Below are 20876 nucleotides of genomic sequence, written 5' to 3'. Positions count from 1 at the left end.
TTTTAGTTTTTTATTTGCTAATTCTGACGTTTTAATCTGCTCGAAAATACATTTTTATGTTTAAAAAGACGAATTTTAAGATGTAAAAAAACCGTTTTAGGAAAGGTGTAGAATTGGTTTTAAATCAAAAAGTGCCTTTAAGTATGTTTAAAAGCACTTTTTAACGTTGTTTTTTCTGAATGTACTTAGTGTATTTTGTACAATAACTTAGGCTTAATGTCCACCTTCTGCTTCTATTTCGTCAATGTTAATTCCCTGTTTACTTAAAAATTTGCGAACAATAATGGCGAATAAAATAATATAGCAAAAACCTATTAATGGAAGTACATAAGAGTTGTGGATACCAATGATATCCGCTAATTTGCCCTGTAAAGGAGGGATAATAGCTCCGCCTAAAATCATCATGACTAAAAATGCAGAACCTTGTTCGGTATATTTACCTAAGCCTACTATAGATAAACTGAAAATCGATCCCCACATAATAGAGCATGCCAATCCGCCAGTTAGGAACGCGTAGATAGCTATAATGCCTGAGGAAAGTAAACCTGTTACCATAGCAATCAATCCTAACGTTCCAAAAATAAGTAACGTACGTGCAGGTTTTTCTTTACTTAAGAAGAACGATACAATTTGAATAGCGACACATACGATAAAGAAAATAAGATGTGACATGTCAAATCCTGCAAGGCTATTGACTCCAATGATAATACAGAAAGCAATTATAGGTACTAAAACGAGTAATATTTGTTTCGTGCTTTTTGCAAATTGAAATGCGCTGATAGCGCCAGCCCATCGCCCAATCATCATCCCTCCCCAATAAATGGATACATACGGTGTGATTTCTGACGATTGTAAGTTTCCAAATTCATCGAGTGTCAACAATTCTCCAAGGTTGCTCCCTATAGCGACCTCTACCCCTACATATATAAATAGGGCCAACATGCCTAATACCAATTGAGGATATTTCATTGCTCCCCAACCTTCGGGATTTTTACTCGCTTTGGAGTAAGCAAATACGAGTCCTCCTATGACGGATAAAAGAGCGCCCAATAGCCAGGCCATTCTTTGAAGCTCTAGCGGATGTACAAGTTCTTTTATTTGGTTTTTAAGTGTTGTAATTGCAGAAGGATCCGTTAGTGAATCAAGTTGGTTTTGTAGTTTTTCAATTTCTAATGCGGTTTCACTTTTGTAACTTAAGAATACAGGAGCAAACATTAATAAAAGCAACACAGTCATTGCGATTAAGGTGTTTTTAGCCTTCGTTGCAGATTCCATGGGTTCGTTGTTGATACCGGCAGGCACTTTTTTTGAAAAACGAAATAATGCTGCAGCCAAAACAAAAAGTAGTCCAACGATGATATAAAGGTATACAACTTTGTTGAGGGGGAGATTAGCTATTTCAGCATTAGAAATGGGTTCAAATGTTCCAAAAAGCGCATATCCGATAACAAGAGGACCAATAGTTGTTCCAAAAGAATTTATAGCTCCTCCTAAATTGACGCGAGAAGCGCCAGTTTTAGGGTCGCCTAATAAAACAGCAAATGGATTAGCTGCGGTTTGTTGTAGAGAGAAACCAAGTGCTACAATAAATAAGCCAAGTAACATGCCTATATATATGTTAACTTCTACTGCAATAATCATCGCTGCGGCGCCTAGAGCAGAAAATAGCAACCCATATATAATGCTTTTTTTGTATCCCCATTTTCCCACGAGATCTTTTCCCGATACGGTACTAAAAATGAACAGAAGAAGAGCACCGATATAATAGGCGCTGTAAAACGCGAAATCAATTAACTGCGACTGGAACTGATCCAGCTGGAAATAATTCTTACAAAAAGGGATGAATACGCTATTCCCAGCGGCGATGAACCCCCAAAAGAAGAATACAACTACCAAGGTATATAAGGCGGGGTAGTTTGTAGATTGGTTTTCTTTCATATACGATAAAACGTTTTAGTTTAAGGTTTAAACTTACAAAGAATTCGTGCAATTTAAAAAAAAATGTAAAGTTGCTCTAATCATAAAACATTTTTTTACAAAGTGCGTTATGATAGTATCTATTCCACAAGAAAAAAAGTTTATAAATTTTCTTTGAATATACAAATGTTATATTATTTTTGTGCCGATTCTCAAATTTATCCGTGGAGAGGTTTGGAAGACTTAACTATTAAGTTTGCCTTATTCATATTTTAGTATATCATAGAAGGGTGTCAATTGCTAGAATAAAATGGATGAATTCAAATTGCAATAAAATCCTATATCTCATAATAATAAGTTAATGGATATTAATGAACTAAATACCAAGCTCGTGTCGGAGTTACGCGAGATTGCAAAAGTATTAGGCATCGCTGATGTCGATAAACTACGCAAACAAGAATTGATCGATCGTATTTCTGTTATCGCGAAACAATCCTTACAGGAAGATGATAAAGAAGTAGAGAAAGTTGAAGACGGTGCTGATCGACCTAGGAAACGTGTAAGAACGTTGAAGACAGAACCCGTTGCTGTTGCTAAAAGACCAAGTGTAAGTGAAGAGCATAGATCGGATAGTCCAGTAATCCAAGAAGTTTCTTCTAAACCCAACACAGAAAGCGTTCCCTCAAAAACCGAAACTCCAAGTCCAGTCGTTCCAACAGATTTTGATAATGTTATAGTAAACGAAGGTGTATTAGAAATTATGCCGGATGGCTATGGTTTTTTGCGTTCTTCTGACTATAATTACTTGACTTCTCCTGATGATATCTATGTTTCTCAATCGCAAATTAAACTTTTTGGATTGAAGACCGGTGATAACGTAAGGGGATGTATACGCCCTCCAAAAGAAGGAGAGAAGTATTTTCCTCTTGTTCGTGTAGAGTCAATTAACGGACAAAATCCTGCCGAAATTAGAGATCGTGTTCCATTTGATTATTTAACACCTTTATTTCCGGACGAAAAGTTAAACTTAGATTTAGGTTTAGGAAATCATTCTACGCGTATCATGGATTTGTTTACACCAATAGGAAAAGGACAGCGCGGCTTGATTGTTGCGCAACCTAAAACAGGTAAGACAAACCTATTGAAAGAAGTTGCTAATGCAATCGCTAAGAACCATCCTGAAGTTTATCTAATCATTTTACTTATAGATGAACGTCCTGAAGAGGTTACTGATATGGCTAGAAACGTGCGTGCTGAAGTGATATCATCTACTTTTGATGAACCGGCTGACCGTCATGTGAAAATAGCAAATATCGTATTGGAAAAAGCAAAGCGGATGGTAGAATGTGGACATGATGTCGTTATTCTGTTAGATTCAATTACTCGTTTAGCACGAGCTTATAATACTGTTGCTCCGGCGTCGGGTAAAATTTTATCCGGAGGTGTGGATGCGAACGCATTGCATAAGCCTAAACGTTTCTTTGGTGCTGCGCGTAATATCGAAAACGGAGGTTCTTTAACTATTTTGGCTACAGCATTGACTGACACTGGTTCAAAAATGGACGACGTGATCTTTGAAGAGTTTAAAGGAACTGGTAATATGGAGCTTCAATTGGATCGTAAATTGGCTAACAAGCGTATATTCCCTGCTATCGATCTTACTGCTTCAAGTACTCGTCGCGATGATTTACTTGTTGATAGAGATACTTTACAACGGATGTGGGTATTGCGCAACCACTTAGCAGATATGAACTCTACAGAAGCTATGGAATTTTTATTAACGCAAATGCGTGGTACAAAGTCTAATGAAGAGTTTTTGATTAGTATGAATGGGTAATCCCATCAATATTTGATATTTTTAAGCCGTCTTTGATGAAAAGACGGCTTATTTTTTATAAATGAAAAAACATATTCCGAATACTTTAACGTGCCTTAATCTTTTTTCAGGTTGCTTGGGCGTTCTATTTGCATTACAAAATGAACATATGTTTGTTTTCTATTGCGTGCTGGTGTCTGGCATATTCGACTTTTTCGATGGTATGCTTGCTCGATTGCTGCACGTGAAATCTACAATTGGAAAAGAACTGGATTCTTTAGCTGATATGGTTAGCTTCGGTTTTTTACCTGGAGCGGTGTTGTTTATGTTATTGCAATCTTCTGTTTCTTCTAGCTACGTACCTTTTCTTGGCTTTGTCGTTACCGTTTTTTCGGCGCTGAGACTCGCAAAGTTTAATGTGGACGAACGGCAAAGCAGTGATTTTATAGGAGTAAACACGCCGATGAATACGTTTTTCGTTATTTCTCTCCCCTTTATAGCGGTAGACTTTCCTTTTATTAAACAACCTATAGTTCTACTTGTAATTGTTGCTTTGTTGAGCTTTTTGCTGATTTCCGAAATTCGCTTATTTAGTATGAAACTGACATCGTTAGCATGGCAAGAAAATAAGTATAAGTATATTTTTGTTATCGTTAGTTTGATTCTTCTCATAGGTTTACAGTTTACTGCATTGCCTCTGATCTTGCTTGGATATCTTCTTTTTTCATATTTACACTTTAGAGGTTCTGTTGTAGATTAAAGGGACTGGAGATATTCATCTATCTCTTTCAGTAATACGGCAAACATTGGTTCGATTTGCTCAAACATCTGTTCTATACAAGAAATGTCGATTTGCTGTTTTCCTGCAGATTCGAGACTTTGCAAGTTCTGACGCAGCACTGTAGCTCCTATATATTCCATAGTCGGTTTAATGTGATGCGCTTTGTTGGTAATCTCTGTGTGATCTTTAGAAATGATAGCTTTTTTCAAAGCCTCAAAATCTATTGGTATCTGCGTTTGATAAAGTGCAAGAAACTGTCTAATCAGGTCATTATTAAACATAAGGTTTTCCTGAATGCTTGTTGGGTTAATGAATTGGAAGTCTTCCGTCATGATTTTGGTTCGTATAAATGTACATCAAGTGTGTCTTCTGTCATTTCTAGTAAGGCGAGATTACTTTTCTGTAATACAGGGTGTATAAAATGAGGTGCCAATTCAACTAGCGGTTTTAATGTGAAATTTCGGTCTTGTAAGTAAGGGTGGGGGACGATCAATCTTTCATGGTTGATGCTTTCATTGTTGAAATATAGAATATCAATATCGATGAGCCTAGCGCCCCATTTTGCTAAGCGTACCCGGCCAAGCTCATTTTCTATGGCTTGGATTTCATCGAGAATCTCTAGTGCAGTTCGAGGTGATAATACCACAGCGATCTGATTTAAAAAATTAGGTTGATCTATAACGCCCCAGGCTTTTGACTCATAAATTGACGATAGCGATTCAATCTGACCTACGCGTTGTTCAATTTCTTTGATTGCATTGGTGAGTTGTCTTGTGGGATCTCCTAGATTGGCCCCCAAGAGAAGAAATACCGTATTCATGGGTTAAAGATAAATCATATCCGTTTAATTTTCGAATTATTCAAAAGAAACAATTAAATTAGGTTCTTTAAACGTTTACAATGTATGAAATCATTTTTTAAATATGTTTTGGCGACTATTACGGGGATAGGGATAGTCGTTTTCCTTTGTCTTGTTTTATTGGTAGGTTTTGTAATAAATGCAGTGGAACAGATGGGAAGTAGCAAGGATGCAGATGTTCCAGCCAAGGCTATTTTATATGTGTCTTTGAACCATGAAATTACTGAGCGTACCAGTGAAAATCCATTGGAAGGCTTGAATGTCCCTGGATATGGAGAAATGAAGTCTCTAGGACTGAATGATATTTTGTCGCGAATAGCAGCTGCAAAAGGGGATGATCGTATAAAAGGAATCTATCTTAATCCTACTTATGTGAATACAGGTATGGCTAGCTTAAAGGAAATACGTGATGCATTGGTGGATTTTAAGAGTTCTGGGAAATTTATTGTCGCTTATAGTGATACTTATACACAAAAAGCCTACTACCTGGCGTCAGTAGCAGATAAAATATATCTAAATCCAGAAGGATCATTGGAGTTTAAGGGATTATCTTCTTCTGTTGCTTTTATGAAAGAGGCGTTGGATAAATTAGGTGTGGAAATGCAGGTCGTAAAGGTGGGAACGTATAAGTCGGCTATAGAACCTTTTATTTTGAATGAGATGAGTGCTGCAAATAGAGAACAAATGAATTCTTATTTGCAGCGGATGTATGGATCGTTTTTAAGCAATATTGCTAAGGCTAGAAATATTTCAGTTGATTCGTTGCGACATATTGCTGATCAGTATTTGATTAGAAACGCTGAAGATGCTGTAAAATATAAATTCGTAGATGGAAGGTTATATAAAGACGAGCTGTTGACAGAACTGAAAAAACGTATTGATATCGATGAAAAAAAGGATATTCCGACAGTTTCCTTGTTAGATTATGTGGGAACTGTTAACAAAGAACAAACGGGAGATCGTATTGCCGTAGTGTACGCATATGGTGAAATTGTTGATGGCGAAGGAAACGATGATAATATTGGTGGCGATAAGTTCTCTCGAGAATTGCGTAAATTAAGGAAAGATGATCGTGTAAAGGCTGTCGTACTTCGGGTAAATTCGCCCGGAGGTTCAGCATTGGCATCTGATATTATTGCTAGAGAGGTAGAATTGACGAAAAAAGTTAAACCTATCGTTGTTTCAATGGGAGATTATGCGGCTTCTGGAGGATATTATATATCGGCATTGGCTGATTCTATATTTGCAGAGGAAGAAACGCTAACAGGGTCTATTGGTGTATTTGGTTTGATCCCTAATTTTCAGGGGCTATTGAACAATAAACTTGGAGTTCATATTGATGAGGTTAAAACAGGGCATTTTTCGGATTTGATGACATCGCCAGATAGACCTTTAACAGGAGAGGAACGAGCTATTATTCAGACAGAGGTCAATCGAGTTTATGAGACATTTATGGGAAAGGTTTCTTCTGGTAGGAAGCTTTCTATAGCAGCCGTAGATAGTATTGGTCAAGGTCGTGTGTGGACGGGAAGTCAAGCGCTGGAAAATGGTTTAGTGGATAAGGTGGGCGACCTCGATCGCGCAGTGCGTGCTGCAGCAACAAAAGCAAAACTAAAGGATTACAAGTTAATGTATTATCCAGCTGTTAAAGACCCTTTTGCTTCGATTTGGGGTACGTCTAAGGAAAAGATAAAGATGTGGATGTTAGATGACGAACTGGGAGATTACAGGCAGTACATTAACCAATTGCGTACTGTTGTCAAATCGTCGGGTATACAGGCGAGAATACCTTATTTAGTAGAAATCCGATAAAATATTAAGGAAGGCTTTTTTTTCAATTCCTTCCTTTTTTCTATATTTATGGCTTGATAATAAAGATCAACTTAAATTTTAACGTGTATATGAAAACAATTGATGATTTAAATTTCTCGGGTAAAAAAGCATTAATCCGTGTAGATTTCAATGTGCCCTTTGATGAGAATTTTAATATAACAGATGATAACCGCATACAGGGAGCAGCACCTACAATTAAAAAAATATTAAATGATGGTGGTTCTGTGATTTTGATGTCTCATTTAGGGCGTCCTAAAGATGGACCAACGGATAAGTATTCTTTAAAGCATATTGTTGCACACCTATCTACGGTGTTAGGTGTTGATGTTCAATTTGCCAACGACTGTATTGGACAAGAAGCTATTGACAAAGCGGCTGATTTAAAAGCTGGCGAGGTTCTTCTGCTGGAAAACTTGAGATTCTATAAAGAAGAAGAAAAAGGTGATCGTGATTTCGCATCAAAATTAGCCGAATTAGGAGATGTTTATGTAAATGATGCTTTTGGTACTGCACACCGTGCGCACGCCTCAACGGCTATTGTTGCAGACTTTTTCACAGGAAATAAATATGCTGGTTATTTATTGGCTGCCGAAATAAATAATGCAGAGAAAGTTCTTAATAAGCCTGAAAGACCTTTTACAGCTATAATGGGTGGCGCTAAGGTATCTGATAAGATTCAATTGATCGAAGCATTGTTGGATAAGGTAGATAATCTCGTTATCGGTGGAGGTATGGCATATACTTTTGTTAAGGCGCGTGGAGGCGAGATTGGAAAGTCATTGGTTGAATTGGATAAATTGGATCTTGCTAACGAGTTGGTGAAAAAAGCAGAAGAAAAAGGTGTAAATCTTGTGCTTCCTACGGATGCACAGATTGCGGATAAGTTTTCAAATGATGCTAATACATACAATGGTCCTAATGATGAGATTCCTGCAGATAAAGAAGGCTTAGATATTGGTTCCGATTCTTCGGTTCATTTTGCAGAGGTAATAGGCGCTTCTAGAACTTTACTTTGGAATGGTCCAATGGGAGTATTTGAATTTGATACCTTTGCGAAAGGTACCAAGGCTGTCGCTGATGCGGTTGTTGCTGCTACGGAGCGCGGTGCATTTTCTTTGATTGGTGGAGGAGATTCGGCTGCAGCGGTTTCTAAGTTTGGTATGACAGAGCATGTAAGTTATGTTAGTACGGGAGGCGGTGCTTTACTAGAATATATGGAAGGTAAAGTTCTTCCAGGCGTACAAGCATTGAATGACTAAATTCTCGTTTAAGTAGATAAATTTTAAAAAGAGCCGCAAAATACATTGCGGCTCTTCTTATTTAGTAGGAGTAGCTTAACCCAAAAGTTGGAATGATGTTTTGTGCCGTGGTGTTGTCGTTGAGGTAAGTGAGCTTTGCAGCGACGTTGATGTCTGGAAGAATATATCTAAAAACGTTAAAGTCTGCTGAAATACCCAAACCAAAACTTTTAGGAGCAGTACTCTTATGGATATTTTGGAAGTCGGAAAATAATAGTCCTTGAAAGCGTTTGATATATGCTAGATTTCCCAAACTCCAATCGGGGTAAAATAGTGGAAGTCTATAGTTTATCATTGCGGTGTTGTGTACGATAGGGGACTGGAAATGACCCCATGCGGAAACCATAGGAATGTCGTATGACCCTTCGTAGCGACCGCTACTTTTTTGAGCAGCTAAACGTAGCTGTAAGCTGTGGTTCATCCATATCCCAGGAAAATAAAAGTTAGTTCTTACGGACAATATTTGTCCGCTTAGGTCTTGTTCAAATGGAAGGTGTCTATAAGTTATGCTAAGATTTTGCCCCCACCTTGGTGCGAGATCCATTTTACTCCGCATGTTATTCTTGTTCAGATATAGTTGATAATTGAGTGGAAAGGCGATAATGTCGTTAAAGTTTTTTAATGGTAAACTTACATTGTATCGCTTAGTATAAGATGTGCCAAAGTTTGCGCCATAGCTGTAAACGGTGTTTCTCCGGTAAACAGACAGTGGGATAGAAATATCCATTGTGGTATGATGATCTCTATAATCATACATGGTAATTTCATTGCTGTTGTTTCCGCTTACTGCATTTCCAACTAAACCGCGGTTTGCATATTTAATGGTGAAGACAGGTAGGTATCTTTTGTAGGCTACTTCTGCCGAATAAGTACTTTTCGAAATGTCTGTATCAAATTCATAACCTAGTTTTATTTGGGTTGTGTTTAGTACATCGTTTGATAACCAAAATAGTCCAGGCATGTAATTTTCAAAGCTTTCAAAGTTTGTGCTGCTTATAGATAAGCTGTGGAAATTAAAGAGATGTGCAGTTGAACTGTATTTTTTTACTTCTACTGAATCGATTGTTGCTTTTTTCTCATCGGAGAAATCTACTTGTGCTAATGTTTTACGAATATAAGGTGAAGGTGCGACCTGTATTTTTTTTGAGATGGCTGTTAAAGATTGTTTTGCTAGTTTGTAGCCGTTATATTGATAATCGTTGAAAAATAACGTGTCGTTAGCGTCAACGAAGGGGTTGAATGCACCAAATTTACTTGTTGTTATTTTCGAAATAAGACTATCTTGCCCGAGAGCGTATATGTTATCTACCCCATCAAAGTGAGCTTTAAAGATGATCTGATGCCGATGATAGAATGGTCGCTCTAATTGCTGGTTAGCCCAGGGTAGAAGGTAGCGATAGGCATGATTTTTTAAATTAAATTCAATAAGGTTTGTTCCTTGGGGGGATACTGCGATCGCGATGATCTTATCTCCTTCTATATTGAATTTTGGTTGTTGTATATGGACTTCTGTTGGACAATGAATGCTATCGATAATATTTCCGTTGTCTGAATTTAATAGAAGTAGCTTGCTTTTATTAGCCAAATCGACCTCAACTACAGCTACAGCGTTCTCGTTAGGATGCAAGACAGGAGAATAATATCTGGATTTTTTACTGATAGTTCTAAGTTTTTTTGTTTTTACATTGTAGGTATGAACGATGTTATATGTTTGTTTTCCAAAGCGAGGGTGTTTTCGGTACTCGTCCCAAACAATCAAGTCGTCACGCATATGAAAGTATGGCGTAATCTGGATGCCTGTCTTTATTATATGATGTTCTTTCGTATTGCTGTCCAAATAGACAATTTCGTTGACAGATTGTGGGCTTGATTTCAGTACAAACAATTTGTTTTCATAGTTAGTTTGCGGTAATAAATAGTCACTTGGAAAATTGCTTTTAGGTGTTTCTATCGCTGTAACGGATGAGTCTGTCAGTTCTCGTTGCCATTTTTGATGCAATTCTTCAATTGTATTGCTGAATAACTTGTTGGGTTTAATGCCGGCAACATGTTTAACCGCTTGTCTAAAATTAAATGGTCTTAGAAGTTTCGTATGCATATCTTCTAAGATCTTTTGATGACTTTCTAAACCAAAGTTGTTGGTTAGGTAGGTGTTCATGAAAAAACCGATGGTATAGTGACTGGGGACGTTGTCCTTAAACGATCCGAGGACATACTTGTTGAAGCTATATTCTCGACCCGATAATATGTTTGCTCGTAAGGGCATATCCCATGATGGCAGTCTTCCACGTCCTCCGGAACTATATAGTGTTTCCACTTGCACTGCATCGCCCTCAAAATACCAGGCAGGTAAGTTTAGGCCGTATAAAGCTAATGCTAATTGTTCGAAAAAAGGTCCTCTTATTCTACCTGTCAATTTATCGAATTGGGAAACATGGCGAAGTTCGTGCAATGCCAAATTCGGAAGCCACTCTTGGTTATCTGCTGTGGATGATGGTACGGGATAAAATTCTGATTTTCGAGGTGCAAGTTGAACGTATCCATTTTGACTGATATGATTTCCTTGTAAAATTAAGGTGATTTTTCTTGGGGAAATAGAAAGGCTATTGCTGCTATACCTTCTCAGGTAAGGAAGTTCTGTAGCTAGTTTTTTAGCCGCTTGCTCGAACGTCTGGGGAAAAAGAAGACGATAATGTTCCGTGTCGATCTGTCTCCATTTTATATTAGAATGAGCTTGTTCATTATCGATTATTTGGCTATTGGATTTATAAGGGATCATGATCGATAGTAACAGTGCCATGAAGGTGATAGCCAGTATTTTATTCATTGTTGTAATCTTATTGGTGATGGTTTGCTATTCTTTGTAGTTTTCTATTCTGCGTGTTGTTTTATTTTTTGTAAGCAGCGAATTTGCATGCGAAAGTGTTGATTTTTAAGATGTATCACGAAGTTAAAAAAAATGTTGGCTTCTACTTATTTTGTGTTGGGATTTCTTAAGGGAACTCGCTTTAAAGTTTGTTCTTTAGGCAATATAAAGTATAGTTTTTCAATGGCATTTTAACGAGGGCGACTAATCGTAGGTTGGTTATTTTATCGAGAGGCATGGGATTAACATCGGCTTTATTCATGTGTGGTTGGAAGACCGGTCGGGCTTAGCTGGGATGATTAGCATAAAATTTTTGGAAGAGGCCTTTTATGGTCTATCGGTGGTCCAAAAAATTAATTAGTTATTTCGAAGTAAAAAGTCGACTTTTGCTCCAAATAGAAAAAACCAATGTAGGATAAAAAATGTCATGTTATGGAAGAATTAGAAATGCAAGTAGAGCTTGTTGAGAAATGGATAGAATCTAATGATATTTCTTCACTTCAGAATTTTCTGAACGAGCAAAACATTTCCGACGTCGAAGAGCTTATTGATGAACTTCCAGAGCATGCTTCTCTCTTTATGGAGACGCTAAATATCAATCGGGCCGTTCATGTATTTAGTATTTTAGATTTCCCTACGCAAGAGCGTATTTTTAAGAAGTTACCTGCGAATAAAATACGGGAACTGATTAATGAGATGCCTCCAGATGATCGTACATCATTTTTTAGCGAGTTAAAGGGGGATGTTGTTAAGCATCTTATTATTATGCTTTCCCCGGAGGAGCGAAAAGAAGCTTTATCGCTGCTTGGATATCCTGAAGATAGTGTAGGCCGCTTAATGACTCCCGATTACATTACAGTAAAGCCGCACTGGAACATTACACGTATTTTAGATCATATTAGGCGTTATGGAAATGCTTCGGAGACGATTGATGTTCTTTATGTGATCGACAGTGATGGCCGTTTAGTGGATGATATTAAAATACGTGATATTCTTATCTCGGATCCGGATACTAAAGTTGAAGACCTTATCGACAATAGACTCATTTCATTGCATGCAAATGACCCGCAAGAAGAGGCGGTTAATATCTTTCGTATGAACAATAGGGTGGCTCTTCCTGTTGTGGATGAGCAAGATATTATGTTGGGGATTGTGACTATTGATGACATTCTTTGGGTAGCAAATGAAGAGTATACGGAGGATATGCAACGGATAGGGGGAACAGAGGCTTTGGATGAGCCTTACTTGGATGTTTCGATACTTCATCTTGTGAAAAAACGCGGTGGATGGTTGATCGTACTCTTTTTGGGACAGCTGTTGACATTTAATGTTTTGAAGTACTATGAAGATAGGCTTACTACTATTTTAGTCTTATTAATGCCTGTGATTATGTCTAGTGGGGGGAACAGCGGATCGCAAGCTTCAACCTTGATTATTCAAGCAATGGCTATGGGAGAGGTTACCTTGCGAGATTGGTGGCGAGTTATGCGGCGGGAGATTCTTTCTGGATTGTTATTGGGATTGATACTAGGAACGTTGGGCTTTGTTCGGATTTCTGTAGACCAAGCTTTTTCTGGGATGTATGGTGACGCTTGGACATTATACGCTTTTGCTATTGCCTTTTCATTGGTCGGTGTCGTGTTGTGGGGATCCTTGATTGGCTCTATGTTACCTTTCGTATTAAGACGATTTGGAGCAGATCCCGCTAGTTCATCAGCTCCGTTTGTTTCGACTTTAGTTGACGTGACAGGATTGATTATTTACTTTACGATAGCAACCTTGATTTTGGGAGGTGTGGTTCAATAAAAAAAAGAAGCTGGAATAGAGGAGATTGTATTTTTATGTTTCTAATTATTTGCAGAGTTCATTAAAACTTCCGATAATTGCATCACCGAAAGGGAAACGATGGATAAATTCCTGAATAGCTCAGCAGGTTAGAGCATCTGACTGTTAATCAGAGGGTCGCTGGTTCGAGCCCAGCTTCAGGAGCAACGTCCACTCAATAAAAAGAGTGGACGTTTTTTTTGTTCTTCCGATTTCATTTTTTGCTTGAAGGAGTTGGGGAATATATTTTTTAAAATTATTTTGAAAATAAAAATCAAAGTTCTATCTTTGTATCACTTTCGAAAAAGGGGTATTCTTTTAGAAAGATCGAGATTCCTGAATAGCTCAGCAGGTTAGAGCATCTGACTGTTAATCAGAGGGTCGCTGGTTCGAGCCCAGCTTCAGGAGCTAATTTAGCCGGCTAATAAGCCGGTTTTTTTTTGTCAAAAATCTAACGATATGAGTTTAGTAATTGTTGGTACTGTAGCGTTTGACGCGATTGAGACCCCATTTGGTAAAACAGATAAAATTGTTGGTGGTGCTGCTACGTTTGCTGGTTTGGCTGCTTCTTATCTCTATGATAAAGTGAAATTAATTAGTGTAATTGGTGAGGACTTTGGAGAGGATAATATCGGCATCTTGACCTCTAAAGGTATAGATGTAGAGGGGGTAGAAATTGTTGCTGGAGGAAAATCTTTCTTTTGGTCGGGTAAGTATCATAATGACATGAATAGTCGGGATACACTTATTACCGAGTTAAATGTCTTGGCAGAGTTCGATCCAAAGGTTCCTGTTTCTTATCAAGATTGTGAATATTTGCTGTTAGGTAACTTAACACCTCAGGTGCAAATGGATACGCTGAGCCGTCTTGAGAACAAGCCTAAGCTGGTTGTTTTGGATACGATGAATTTTTGGATGGATGTAGCGTTGGACGATCTGAAAACTGTTCTGAAAAAGGTTGATGTCTTGACGATTAATGATGCAGAGGCACGCCAGTTGTCTGGTGAGTATTCATTGGTGAAGGCAGCAGAGGTAATTTTGACAATGGGACCAAGATATTTGATCATAAAAAAGGGAGAACATGGCGCTTTGCTTTTCGGCGACGGGCAGATTTTCTCAGCTCCAGCATTACCTTTGGCAGATGTTTTTGATCCTACCGGTGCAGGTGATGCGTTTGCAGGTGGCTTTATAGGGTATTTGGCTAAAGTTAAGTCGATTAATTTTGCTAATATGAAGAATGCAATTATATACGGATCGGCATTGGCTTCTTATTGCGTTGAAAAATTTGGAACTGAACAATTACAAAACTTATCACAAGCTGATATTGAACAACGGATACAAAGATTTGTGACCTTATCAAAATTTGAGATTAGCGAATAATTCGCTAATCTCAAATGAGTTTTCCTATTACTTCAAAGCGTTCAAATGCAGCTTCTGAATGTGGAGCACTTTTGAGTTCTTCTGTTAAATCTTGACCTGCCCAGTGTTCATAGTGTTTGCCATCTCTCCACAACCTGCTTTTCGTTACGTCATAAATTAGGCCTTTATAACTGACCCATATTTCTGGTTTATCCTGTCCATTTCTTAATGCAAGTTGTGATTTGGAATAATTTGGAATGTTGTCCATTATTTTTTCTTGAACCCAAATATAGACTTAATCTCCAAATTTATAAGCGTGAAGTGTCTTTTTCATGGCTTTTCTCGCTACGTGAATTCTCGTTTTTACAGTGCCAATAGGAATATGAAGATAGTCTGAAATTTCATGATACTTATATCCCTCAAAATACATAGTAAAAGGTACATAGTAATCTTCTGATAAATTGGATAGCGCGTGGTTGATGTCCTCCATCACAAATTTATTTTCGCCATAATTACTTGGTGCTGAAATGACCAAATTTGCATTCGTAATTTCTTCTTCTTTCGTAATGAAAGAATTGGTTTTGACAACTCTACGGTAGTTGTTGATGAATGTGTTTTTCATGATGGTATATAGCCATCCTTTTAGATTTGTGCCCTCCTTAAAATTGTTAAAATAAGTCACTGCTTTCAATAGAGTATCCTGCACTAAATCATTTGCGTCATCCTGATCTCTAGTGAAATTCTTTGCGTACGCTTTGAGTGAATCAGCTTGCTGTATTACCAAAGTGTTGAATTCTAACTTGTTCATACTAGATTGGATTTAAAAGTTTACAATGAGCGAAAAAACTGGTGTTCCTCCTGCTTTTTTTGGTGTAGTTCATTTACCATGAAATACGGTTTGGTATAAAACTACAAATGCCGTGCTAAACTTTTTTTAATCCATTAAGTCTAATTGAAATTAAGGTTAAATTTCAATTAAAAGTGAACTTGTTTAGTTCAAATAACCTTCTGATAATTAATTAGATTGTGTAAATGGTTGTTTTTCAACAAAAATATTTGACAATTGTTGAAAACTTTTATAAGATATTAACTTCCCGTTCTAATACAATTCCAAATTTTTTATACACGTCGTTTATTATTTTGGACGATGTCGTATAAATTTCTAGACCAGAAGCGCTGCCTGGATTGGTAATAACTAGTGCTTGGTTCTTCCATACAGCTACATTTCCATCTACCTTACCTTTCCAACCACAGGTTTCTATGAGCCATCCTGCCGCGAGTTTTACCTGTTGGTCATTTACAGGAAAATAAACTATGCTGCTGTGTTGCTCTTGCAGAATTTTAAATTCTTTAATGTCGATAATTGGGTTTTTAAAAAAACTGCCAGCATTACCAATAGTAGAAGGATCGGGTAATTTTTCTACACGAATAGCAGAAACAACTTCTGCGACATCCCGAATACCTGGATTTGCTATTTTTCTGTTTGACAGCTCGTTATTTATTGATCCGTAAGTGGTATTTATTTTTTGTTTAAGACCGAGTTTATAGGTTACCGAGGTAATAATGAAACGACCTTTATGCTCAGATTTAAAAATGCTATCACGATATGTGAATTTGCAATCCGAATTTTTGAAAGTTGTGAATTCTCCTGTCAGGGTGTCAAATGCTTGACAGGAATGGAAAACATGCATCAGTTCTGTACCGTAAGCTCCAATGTTTTGCACAGGAGAGGCGCCTACTGTACCTGGAATTAAAGCCATGTTTTCTAGACCGGCAAAATCATGATCTATACAATACCAAACGAGGTCGTTCCATATCTCCCCAGCTTTCGCTGTTACATAAATGTAATTTCCTTCTATAAAATGTTGGATACCCTTGTTTGCCATCAATATAATAAGGCCATCGTAGTCCTTTGTAAAAAGTACATTACTCCCTCCGCCGATGACAAAAAAATTGCGGCTAAAGAAGAGATCTTTAAATAGATAGGGAAGTTGTGTTTCTTGATCTATTTTGATGAATTCTTTGCAATAAGCATTTACAGCGAATGTGTTGTATGGTCTTAAAGAAATATTATATTGGATGTCGTTTGTCATTTTTCTTTTGACTAATTCTTTTAAAAATTCAGAAAAAAAGAATTAATTTTATATTTTGATGTAAAGATACTATTAACACATTTATTTAAGGAATAATTTATCATGTCCAAAAATGTAGATATAAAAAGAGCTAAGATCTTGGAGGTTGCTAAACGGCGTTTTGCTCATTTTGGAATGGCAAAGACTACCATGGCCGAAATAGCGAAAGACTTGGCATTTTCTAAAGCATTATTATATTATTACTTTCCGGACAAACACAGCTTATATAAAGCTGTCATGGAATATGTGGTAAATGAAATGATAAACAAAGTCGACGCTTATGTTGGAAAGGCTTCAAGTGTCGAAAATGCGATTATGTTTGCTATAGACAGCCGGATGGAAACGATGCGAGAGAACTACAATCTCTTTGAATATTCTTCTTCGTTATTTCTTCAAAATCCGCGAGAAATGGGTAAAAATTTGGAACCATTTTTTGGACGAGTACGTGATCAGTTTTGTCGTATCTTAGAAGTTGGCGTTAAAAATGACGAAATTCGTGTTGATGATATTGGTGAGACAGCTGAGTTGATTTTGTTTTCTTTAATGGGAATGCGTACAGGCATTTTGAGTAAGGATTTGAACGACTGTCTCTTTCCAACCCCAGAAGAATTTGAGCTTATTTTGGCTAAGCAAAAGAAAATGGTTCGTATTTTTCTTCGGGGATTACGAGCTTAGTCTAAGCTGTTCTTCCAAGGATGTGATTTAAGATTATCTCCGCATGTACTCTAGAGTTCTCGATAAACCAAAGATGGGTGTTTAATCCACCACAGACAACGCCAGCTAGGTAGAGTCCTTCTATATTTGTTTCCATTGTTTCGGGATCATGCGTTGGTATCATTGGTGCTTGATCGGGGATGTGGATGCCAATTTTCTTTAGAAAGTCGAAGTTTGGGCGGTATCCTGTTAGTGCAAGAACAAAGTCATTCTTTATTTTTTTTTGTCCTGCGGGAGTGTTTAAGATAGCATAATCCTCGCCAATTTCGCTTAATGTACTAAGGTAGTGAATGTCGATTTCCTTAAAAGCGATCCGGTTTTCAATGTCTGGTTTTACCCAATATTTTACGCGAGGACTTATCTCGTTGCTTCTTACAACCATGGTCACTTTTGCTCCTTTTCTGTATGTTTCTAGGGCGGCGTCAACGGATGAATTACTGGCTCCAATCACCAATACATGTTGGTTTGCGTAATAATGTGGATCTTTATAATAGTGAGATACCTTGTCGAGATTTTCTCCAGGTATATTTAAGAGCATGGGGATATCATAAAATCCTGTTGCGACAATAACAGATTTTGCAAAGTATGCTTTTTTTGAAGATTTTATAGAAAACAACTGTTCATTTTTCTCTACAGATAAAACTTCTTCGAATAATTTTGTGTTGAGTTTGAATTTATCGTTGATACGTCTATAGTACTCAAGTGCTTCAGCTCGTTTTGGTTTTGGAAGGGTCGTGACGAAGGGCGTATTTCCTATTTCTAGACGTTCTGAAGAAGAAAAGAATGTCATGTTGATCGGATAATTATAGAGAGAGTTTACTAAGCAGCCTTTCTCTAAAATAATATGGGATAACCCTTGTTGTTGAGCTTCAATTCCACATGCTAGACCAATTGGGCCAGCGCCTATAATTAGTACATCAAAATAATTATCCATCGATTAATTTCATTTTTTCATTTTTCTCAACTTCTTGAGAGCGAACCATGAGTTCTTGTGTTACCCGGTGTAAATCTCCTGAAATTTTGCTCAAAAAAAGTAATTGTTCTGTAATTAATTTGCTTTCTTCTTCACTTTCAATAGGGTCGTGTAATGAGGGGAAATCTTCATTAATTTTAAAATGAATTTCTTCGTCAGCGAGTTGAGGAAGTAGCGTTATAGCTTTTTCTAACTCTGATAAAATTCGTTTTAAGAGCTTTACATGTTCTTTGTTAAATGTCTTTATATCTGCTTGATTAACTTGAGTTAACAGATTAGCGGAATAAGAGGAAAGAATATGATTTAGAATGACGAAGCGGTTGATCTCTTTTGTGTATTTTTGCCTCCATTTTGGTTCAGTAAGCATACGTTGAAATGTCGACCCCATGTTTGCGGAAGCGATATAGACTTCTTTTCTTTTGAGTTTATATGCTGTAATAGATAAATTTTCGCCATCCAAAACCTTAATCGCTTGGGCAACATAGTTGTAGTTTGCAATCAATAGGTTTCGCATGTTTCCTCTGAATTGTACACTTTCCCAATTTGGAAAAATGATATAGTTGGATAAAAATGCAATGACGCCCCCGAGAAAGGTATCAAAGATTCGCTCTTTTGCCATTTCTATCGTATTCATTCCATGGAAGCTTAACATTATCAGAACGTATGGCGTCATAAACATGACGGCTATGATATAGTTTACCCGGAATAGACTATATGCTGTCAGGAAAAAGAAAATAAGTAAAACAAACCGGATGGAGGGGTCATGAATGGTGAACACAATCGTGGCTCCTATAACACCTCCAATGACAGTGCCGATCAAACGTTGGAGATTTCGCTCTTGAGTCAGTCCAAAGCCTGGTTTCAGAATAACCATAATAGTCAATAACGTCCAGTAGATTCCATTTGCATTGAAACTGATTAAACTAAGGATCAAATAAGTGCCAGATAGTACAATTGACATACGTAAGGCATGCCGGAATACTGAAGAATCTAAACTAAGGTTGCTCCTGAATTTTTTCCAGTCGATTTGATCTCGTGTTATAAATTGAGAGGCAGAGTCAATTTCTTCCTTGGGTATTTCGGTTATTTTTGAAGAACTGTAACTATAGATGTTTTCTATATATCGAACAATACTGCGGATGTTGATTATAATCTTTTTTAAAGGAATTGTATTTACTTTTTTCTTATCCAGTTTGTCAACAGCCTCTCTCAATCGCTCGATGTCATGTTCAAATTGATAAATAGGCTTAGGCATTTTGTTTGCATTAATCGCGTACGCCATGTTATCCATCTCATGAGTGAGTTTGATGAGCACATGTTTAAAAGGCATTAATACCCCATGTTGACCGTATGTTGTCTTAATGGCATTGTAATCATACTGTGTCGTCATGCTCTGCTCAAATAGGTCGACAATGTCTGAGAAAATGAGCGTTAAAAAGCGCCCGATCTTTGTTGTATCTTTAATGGAACGTTTACTTTGAAACAGTATATCCCGGACAAGTTCTTGATGTTTATGAACCTCAATTTGTTTTTCGATAAGTTTCAGATAGTTATTGTCAATATCTATTTTTGGGTCGTAAAAATTCGCTTTTAATCTGATGTAATCCGCAACTTGGCGAATGGATTCCGATAGTTCTTGTTGTGCTATTCTATATGGCCGGACACGTAAAATGGACATGCTGATTAACATATACCAGGCTCCGCCTGTTGCGATGCAGAGAAGATAAAGCCACCTTTCCGTGTCTAGTAATTCATGACGTACATTAAATAGCATCATCAAGGTACACATCGATCCCACGGTGGCAGCTCTTGCATTGAAAATAGCGAACATTGCGAATAGGAAACTCAACGCTGCAATAACTACGGTTGTTAAGGTGATAGAGAAATTAACGTGGATAATGATTACATAAGTAATCATGCAGAGGATCGCTGTGGAAAGCATACCTAAGCGGCGATGGGACGGTGCTCCTGGCGTATCTGAAAGTCCTACAAGCAGCGCTCCTAATGAAATTAATGTGCCAATTTCAAAGTGACCTAAGGTTGCTGAAACAAGTACAGGCACAATGCAGCCTATTGTTATCTTTAATCCTTCTGAGAAGTATTGTCCATAAAAGAAATTACTTATCTCTTTAGTCTTTTCCATGAAAATATAGATTGATTTCCGTTTCGGCAATTACTTATGCTAACTGTCTACAAACCTAAATAAATTCACTTTTATATGCAATATGATCGGCTTAGTATAAACACGAATTTATTAAGCTTTAGCTCCCGTCGAGAATGATGCTGGTTTGTTCGTCATGCTGGTTAATCTCATACTATACAGACTAACATGGAATTAGTTTTTTAGCGGTTCTTTCTTGCAAAGTTGTCGGGGTATCCATAAATGAAAGAAACATTTTGTATCTTGTGTTGATTCCATTTTGTGATTGAGATGGCTGTTGTAAATGAATGTTCCTGTCCCAGATAAATACCGTTTATTAATTCTCTCTTTGTTTTGAGTTTTT

The 20876-nt window shown here is 37.3% G+C and carries 16 protein-coding genes and 2 tRNA genes; 9 read left to right on the top strand and 9 right to left on the bottom strand.

Going from position 1 to position 20876, the window contains the following annotated elements:
• Positions 1–213: 213 nt before the first annotated feature.
• Positions 214–1938, bottom strand: a complete 1725-nt coding sequence (locus ACSZOX_RS02970; protein WP_437918262.1) for an MFS transporter — start codon at positions 1936–1938, stop codon at positions 214–216.
• 340 nt (positions 1939–2278) lie between these two features.
• Between ACSZOX_RS02970 and rho the strand changes: the two genes are divergently transcribed.
• The gene (gene rho / locus ACSZOX_RS02965) at positions 2279–3754 is read left to right on the top strand and encodes a transcription termination factor Rho (RefSeq protein WP_437918261.1); all 1476 of its coding nucleotides are present in this window, start codon (positions 2279–2281) and stop codon (positions 3752–3754) included.
• A 61-nt stretch (positions 3755–3815) separates the two neighbouring features.
• Positions 3816–4493 carry a CDP-alcohol phosphatidyltransferase family protein gene (locus ACSZOX_RS02960; RefSeq protein WP_437918260.1) on the top strand — a complete coding sequence of 226 codons (678 nt, stop codon included), beginning with the start codon at positions 3816–3818 and terminating at the stop codon, positions 4491–4493.
• Here the strand turns inward: ACSZOX_RS02960 and ACSZOX_RS02955 are convergent.
• A complete protein-coding gene (locus tag ACSZOX_RS02955; protein ID WP_437918259.1) occupies positions 4490–4846 on the bottom strand; it encodes an Hpt domain-containing protein in 357 nt (118 codons plus the stop codon). The genes ACSZOX_RS02960 and ACSZOX_RS02955 overlap by 4 nt on opposite strands.
• Positions 4843–5334 carry a 2-amino-4-hydroxy-6-hydroxymethyldihydropteridine diphosphokinase gene (folK, locus tag ACSZOX_RS02950; RefSeq protein WP_437918258.1) on the bottom strand — a complete coding sequence of 164 codons (492 nt, stop codon included), beginning with the start codon at positions 5332–5334 and terminating at the stop codon, positions 4843–4845. The genes ACSZOX_RS02955 and folK overlap by 4 nt, the downstream gene beginning before the upstream one ends.
• A gap of 84 nt (positions 5335–5418) precedes the next feature.
• Here folK and sppA point away from each other — a divergent pair, with 84 nt between their 5' ends.
• Entirely contained in the window at positions 5419–7185 is a 1767-nt protein-coding gene (gene sppA / locus ACSZOX_RS02945) for a signal peptide peptidase SppA (RefSeq protein ID WP_437918257.1), read from the top strand.
• An 89-nt stretch (positions 7186–7274) separates the two neighbouring features.
• Positions 7275–8465 carry a phosphoglycerate kinase gene (locus tag ACSZOX_RS02940; RefSeq protein WP_437918256.1) on the top strand — a complete coding sequence of 397 codons (1191 nt, stop codon included), beginning with the start codon at positions 7275–7277 and terminating at the stop codon, positions 8463–8465.
• A 61-nt stretch (positions 8466–8526) separates the two neighbouring features.
• On the opposite strand, the gene ACSZOX_RS02935 is transcribed toward ACSZOX_RS02940, so the two are convergent.
• Positions 8527–11331, bottom strand: a complete 2805-nt coding sequence (locus ACSZOX_RS02935) for a hypothetical protein (protein WP_437918255.1) — start codon at positions 11329–11331, stop codon at positions 8527–8529.
• 471 nt (positions 11332–11802) lie between these two features.
• Here ACSZOX_RS02935 and mgtE point away from each other — a divergent pair, with 471 nt between their 5' ends.
• The 4 genes from mgtE (at position 11803) to ACSZOX_RS02915 (ending at position 14574) form a co-directional block, all read left to right on the top strand.
• Positions 11803–13176, top strand: a complete 1374-nt coding sequence (gene mgtE, locus ACSZOX_RS02930; RefSeq protein ID WP_437918254.1) for a magnesium transporter — start codon at positions 11803–11805, stop codon at positions 13174–13176.
• 109 nt (positions 13177–13285) lie between these two features.
• Positions 13286–13359: transfer RNA gene (locus ACSZOX_RS02925), tRNA-Asn, on the top strand.
• 169 nt (positions 13360–13528) lie between these two features.
• Positions 13529–13602, top strand: a tRNA-Asn gene (locus ACSZOX_RS02920).
• Between the two features lie 51 nt (positions 13603–13653).
• Positions 13654–14574 (top strand): PfkB family carbohydrate kinase, encoded by a 921-nt coding sequence (locus tag ACSZOX_RS02915; protein WP_437918253.1) that lies wholly within the window; start codon positions 13654–13656, stop codon positions 14572–14574.
• Between the two features lie 10 nt (positions 14575–14584).
• Here the strand turns inward: ACSZOX_RS02915 and ACSZOX_RS02910 are convergent, their stop codons facing one another.
• The 3 genes from ACSZOX_RS02910 to murB form a co-directional block, all read right to left on the bottom strand.
• The gene (locus tag ACSZOX_RS02910; RefSeq protein ID WP_437918252.1) at positions 14585–14821 is read right to left on the bottom strand and encodes a cytochrome b5 domain-containing protein; all 237 of its coding nucleotides are present in this window, start codon (positions 14819–14821) and stop codon (positions 14585–14587) included.
• 27 nt (positions 14822–14848) lie between these two features.
• Entirely contained in the window at positions 14849–15361 is a 513-nt protein-coding gene (locus ACSZOX_RS02905; protein ID WP_437918251.1) for a sigma-70 family RNA polymerase sigma factor, read from the bottom strand.
• Positions 15362–15629: 268 nt separating this feature from the next.
• Entirely contained in the window at positions 15630–16646 is a 1017-nt protein-coding gene (murB, locus tag ACSZOX_RS02900) for a UDP-N-acetylmuramate dehydrogenase (protein WP_437918250.1), read from the bottom strand.
• A gap of 102 nt (positions 16647–16748) precedes the next feature.
• Between murB and ACSZOX_RS02895 the strand changes: the two genes are divergently transcribed.
• Positions 16749–17360, top strand: coding sequence for a TetR/AcrR family transcriptional regulator (locus ACSZOX_RS02895; protein WP_437918249.1), 612 nt, complete (start codon positions 16749–16751; stop codon positions 17358–17360).
• Position 17361: 1 nt separating this feature from the next.
• On the opposite strand, the gene ACSZOX_RS02890 is transcribed toward ACSZOX_RS02895, so the two are convergent.
• Together ACSZOX_RS02890 and ACSZOX_RS02885 are read right to left on the bottom strand one after the other, a co-directional pair.
• The gene (locus ACSZOX_RS02890) at positions 17362–18333 is read right to left on the bottom strand and encodes a YpdA family putative bacillithiol disulfide reductase (protein WP_437918248.1); all 972 of its coding nucleotides are present in this window, start codon (positions 18331–18333) and stop codon (positions 17362–17364) included.
• Positions 18326–20515 carry an FUSC family membrane protein gene (locus ACSZOX_RS02885; RefSeq protein WP_437918247.1) on the bottom strand — a complete coding sequence of 730 codons (2190 nt, stop codon included), beginning with the start codon at positions 20513–20515 and terminating at the stop codon, positions 18326–18328. Before ACSZOX_RS02885 ends, ACSZOX_RS02890 begins: the two co-directional genes overlap by 8 nt.
• Positions 20516–20876 lie beyond the last annotated feature (361 nt).

This window comes from Sphingobacterium sp. LRF_L2, assembly GCF_965644235.1.
Classification (GTDB): domain Bacteria; phylum Bacteroidota; class Bacteroidia; order Sphingobacteriales; family Sphingobacteriaceae; genus Sphingobacterium.
The sequence above is the reverse complement of the archived record's forward strand: the minus strand, read 5'-3'. Positions and strand labels throughout refer to the sequence as shown.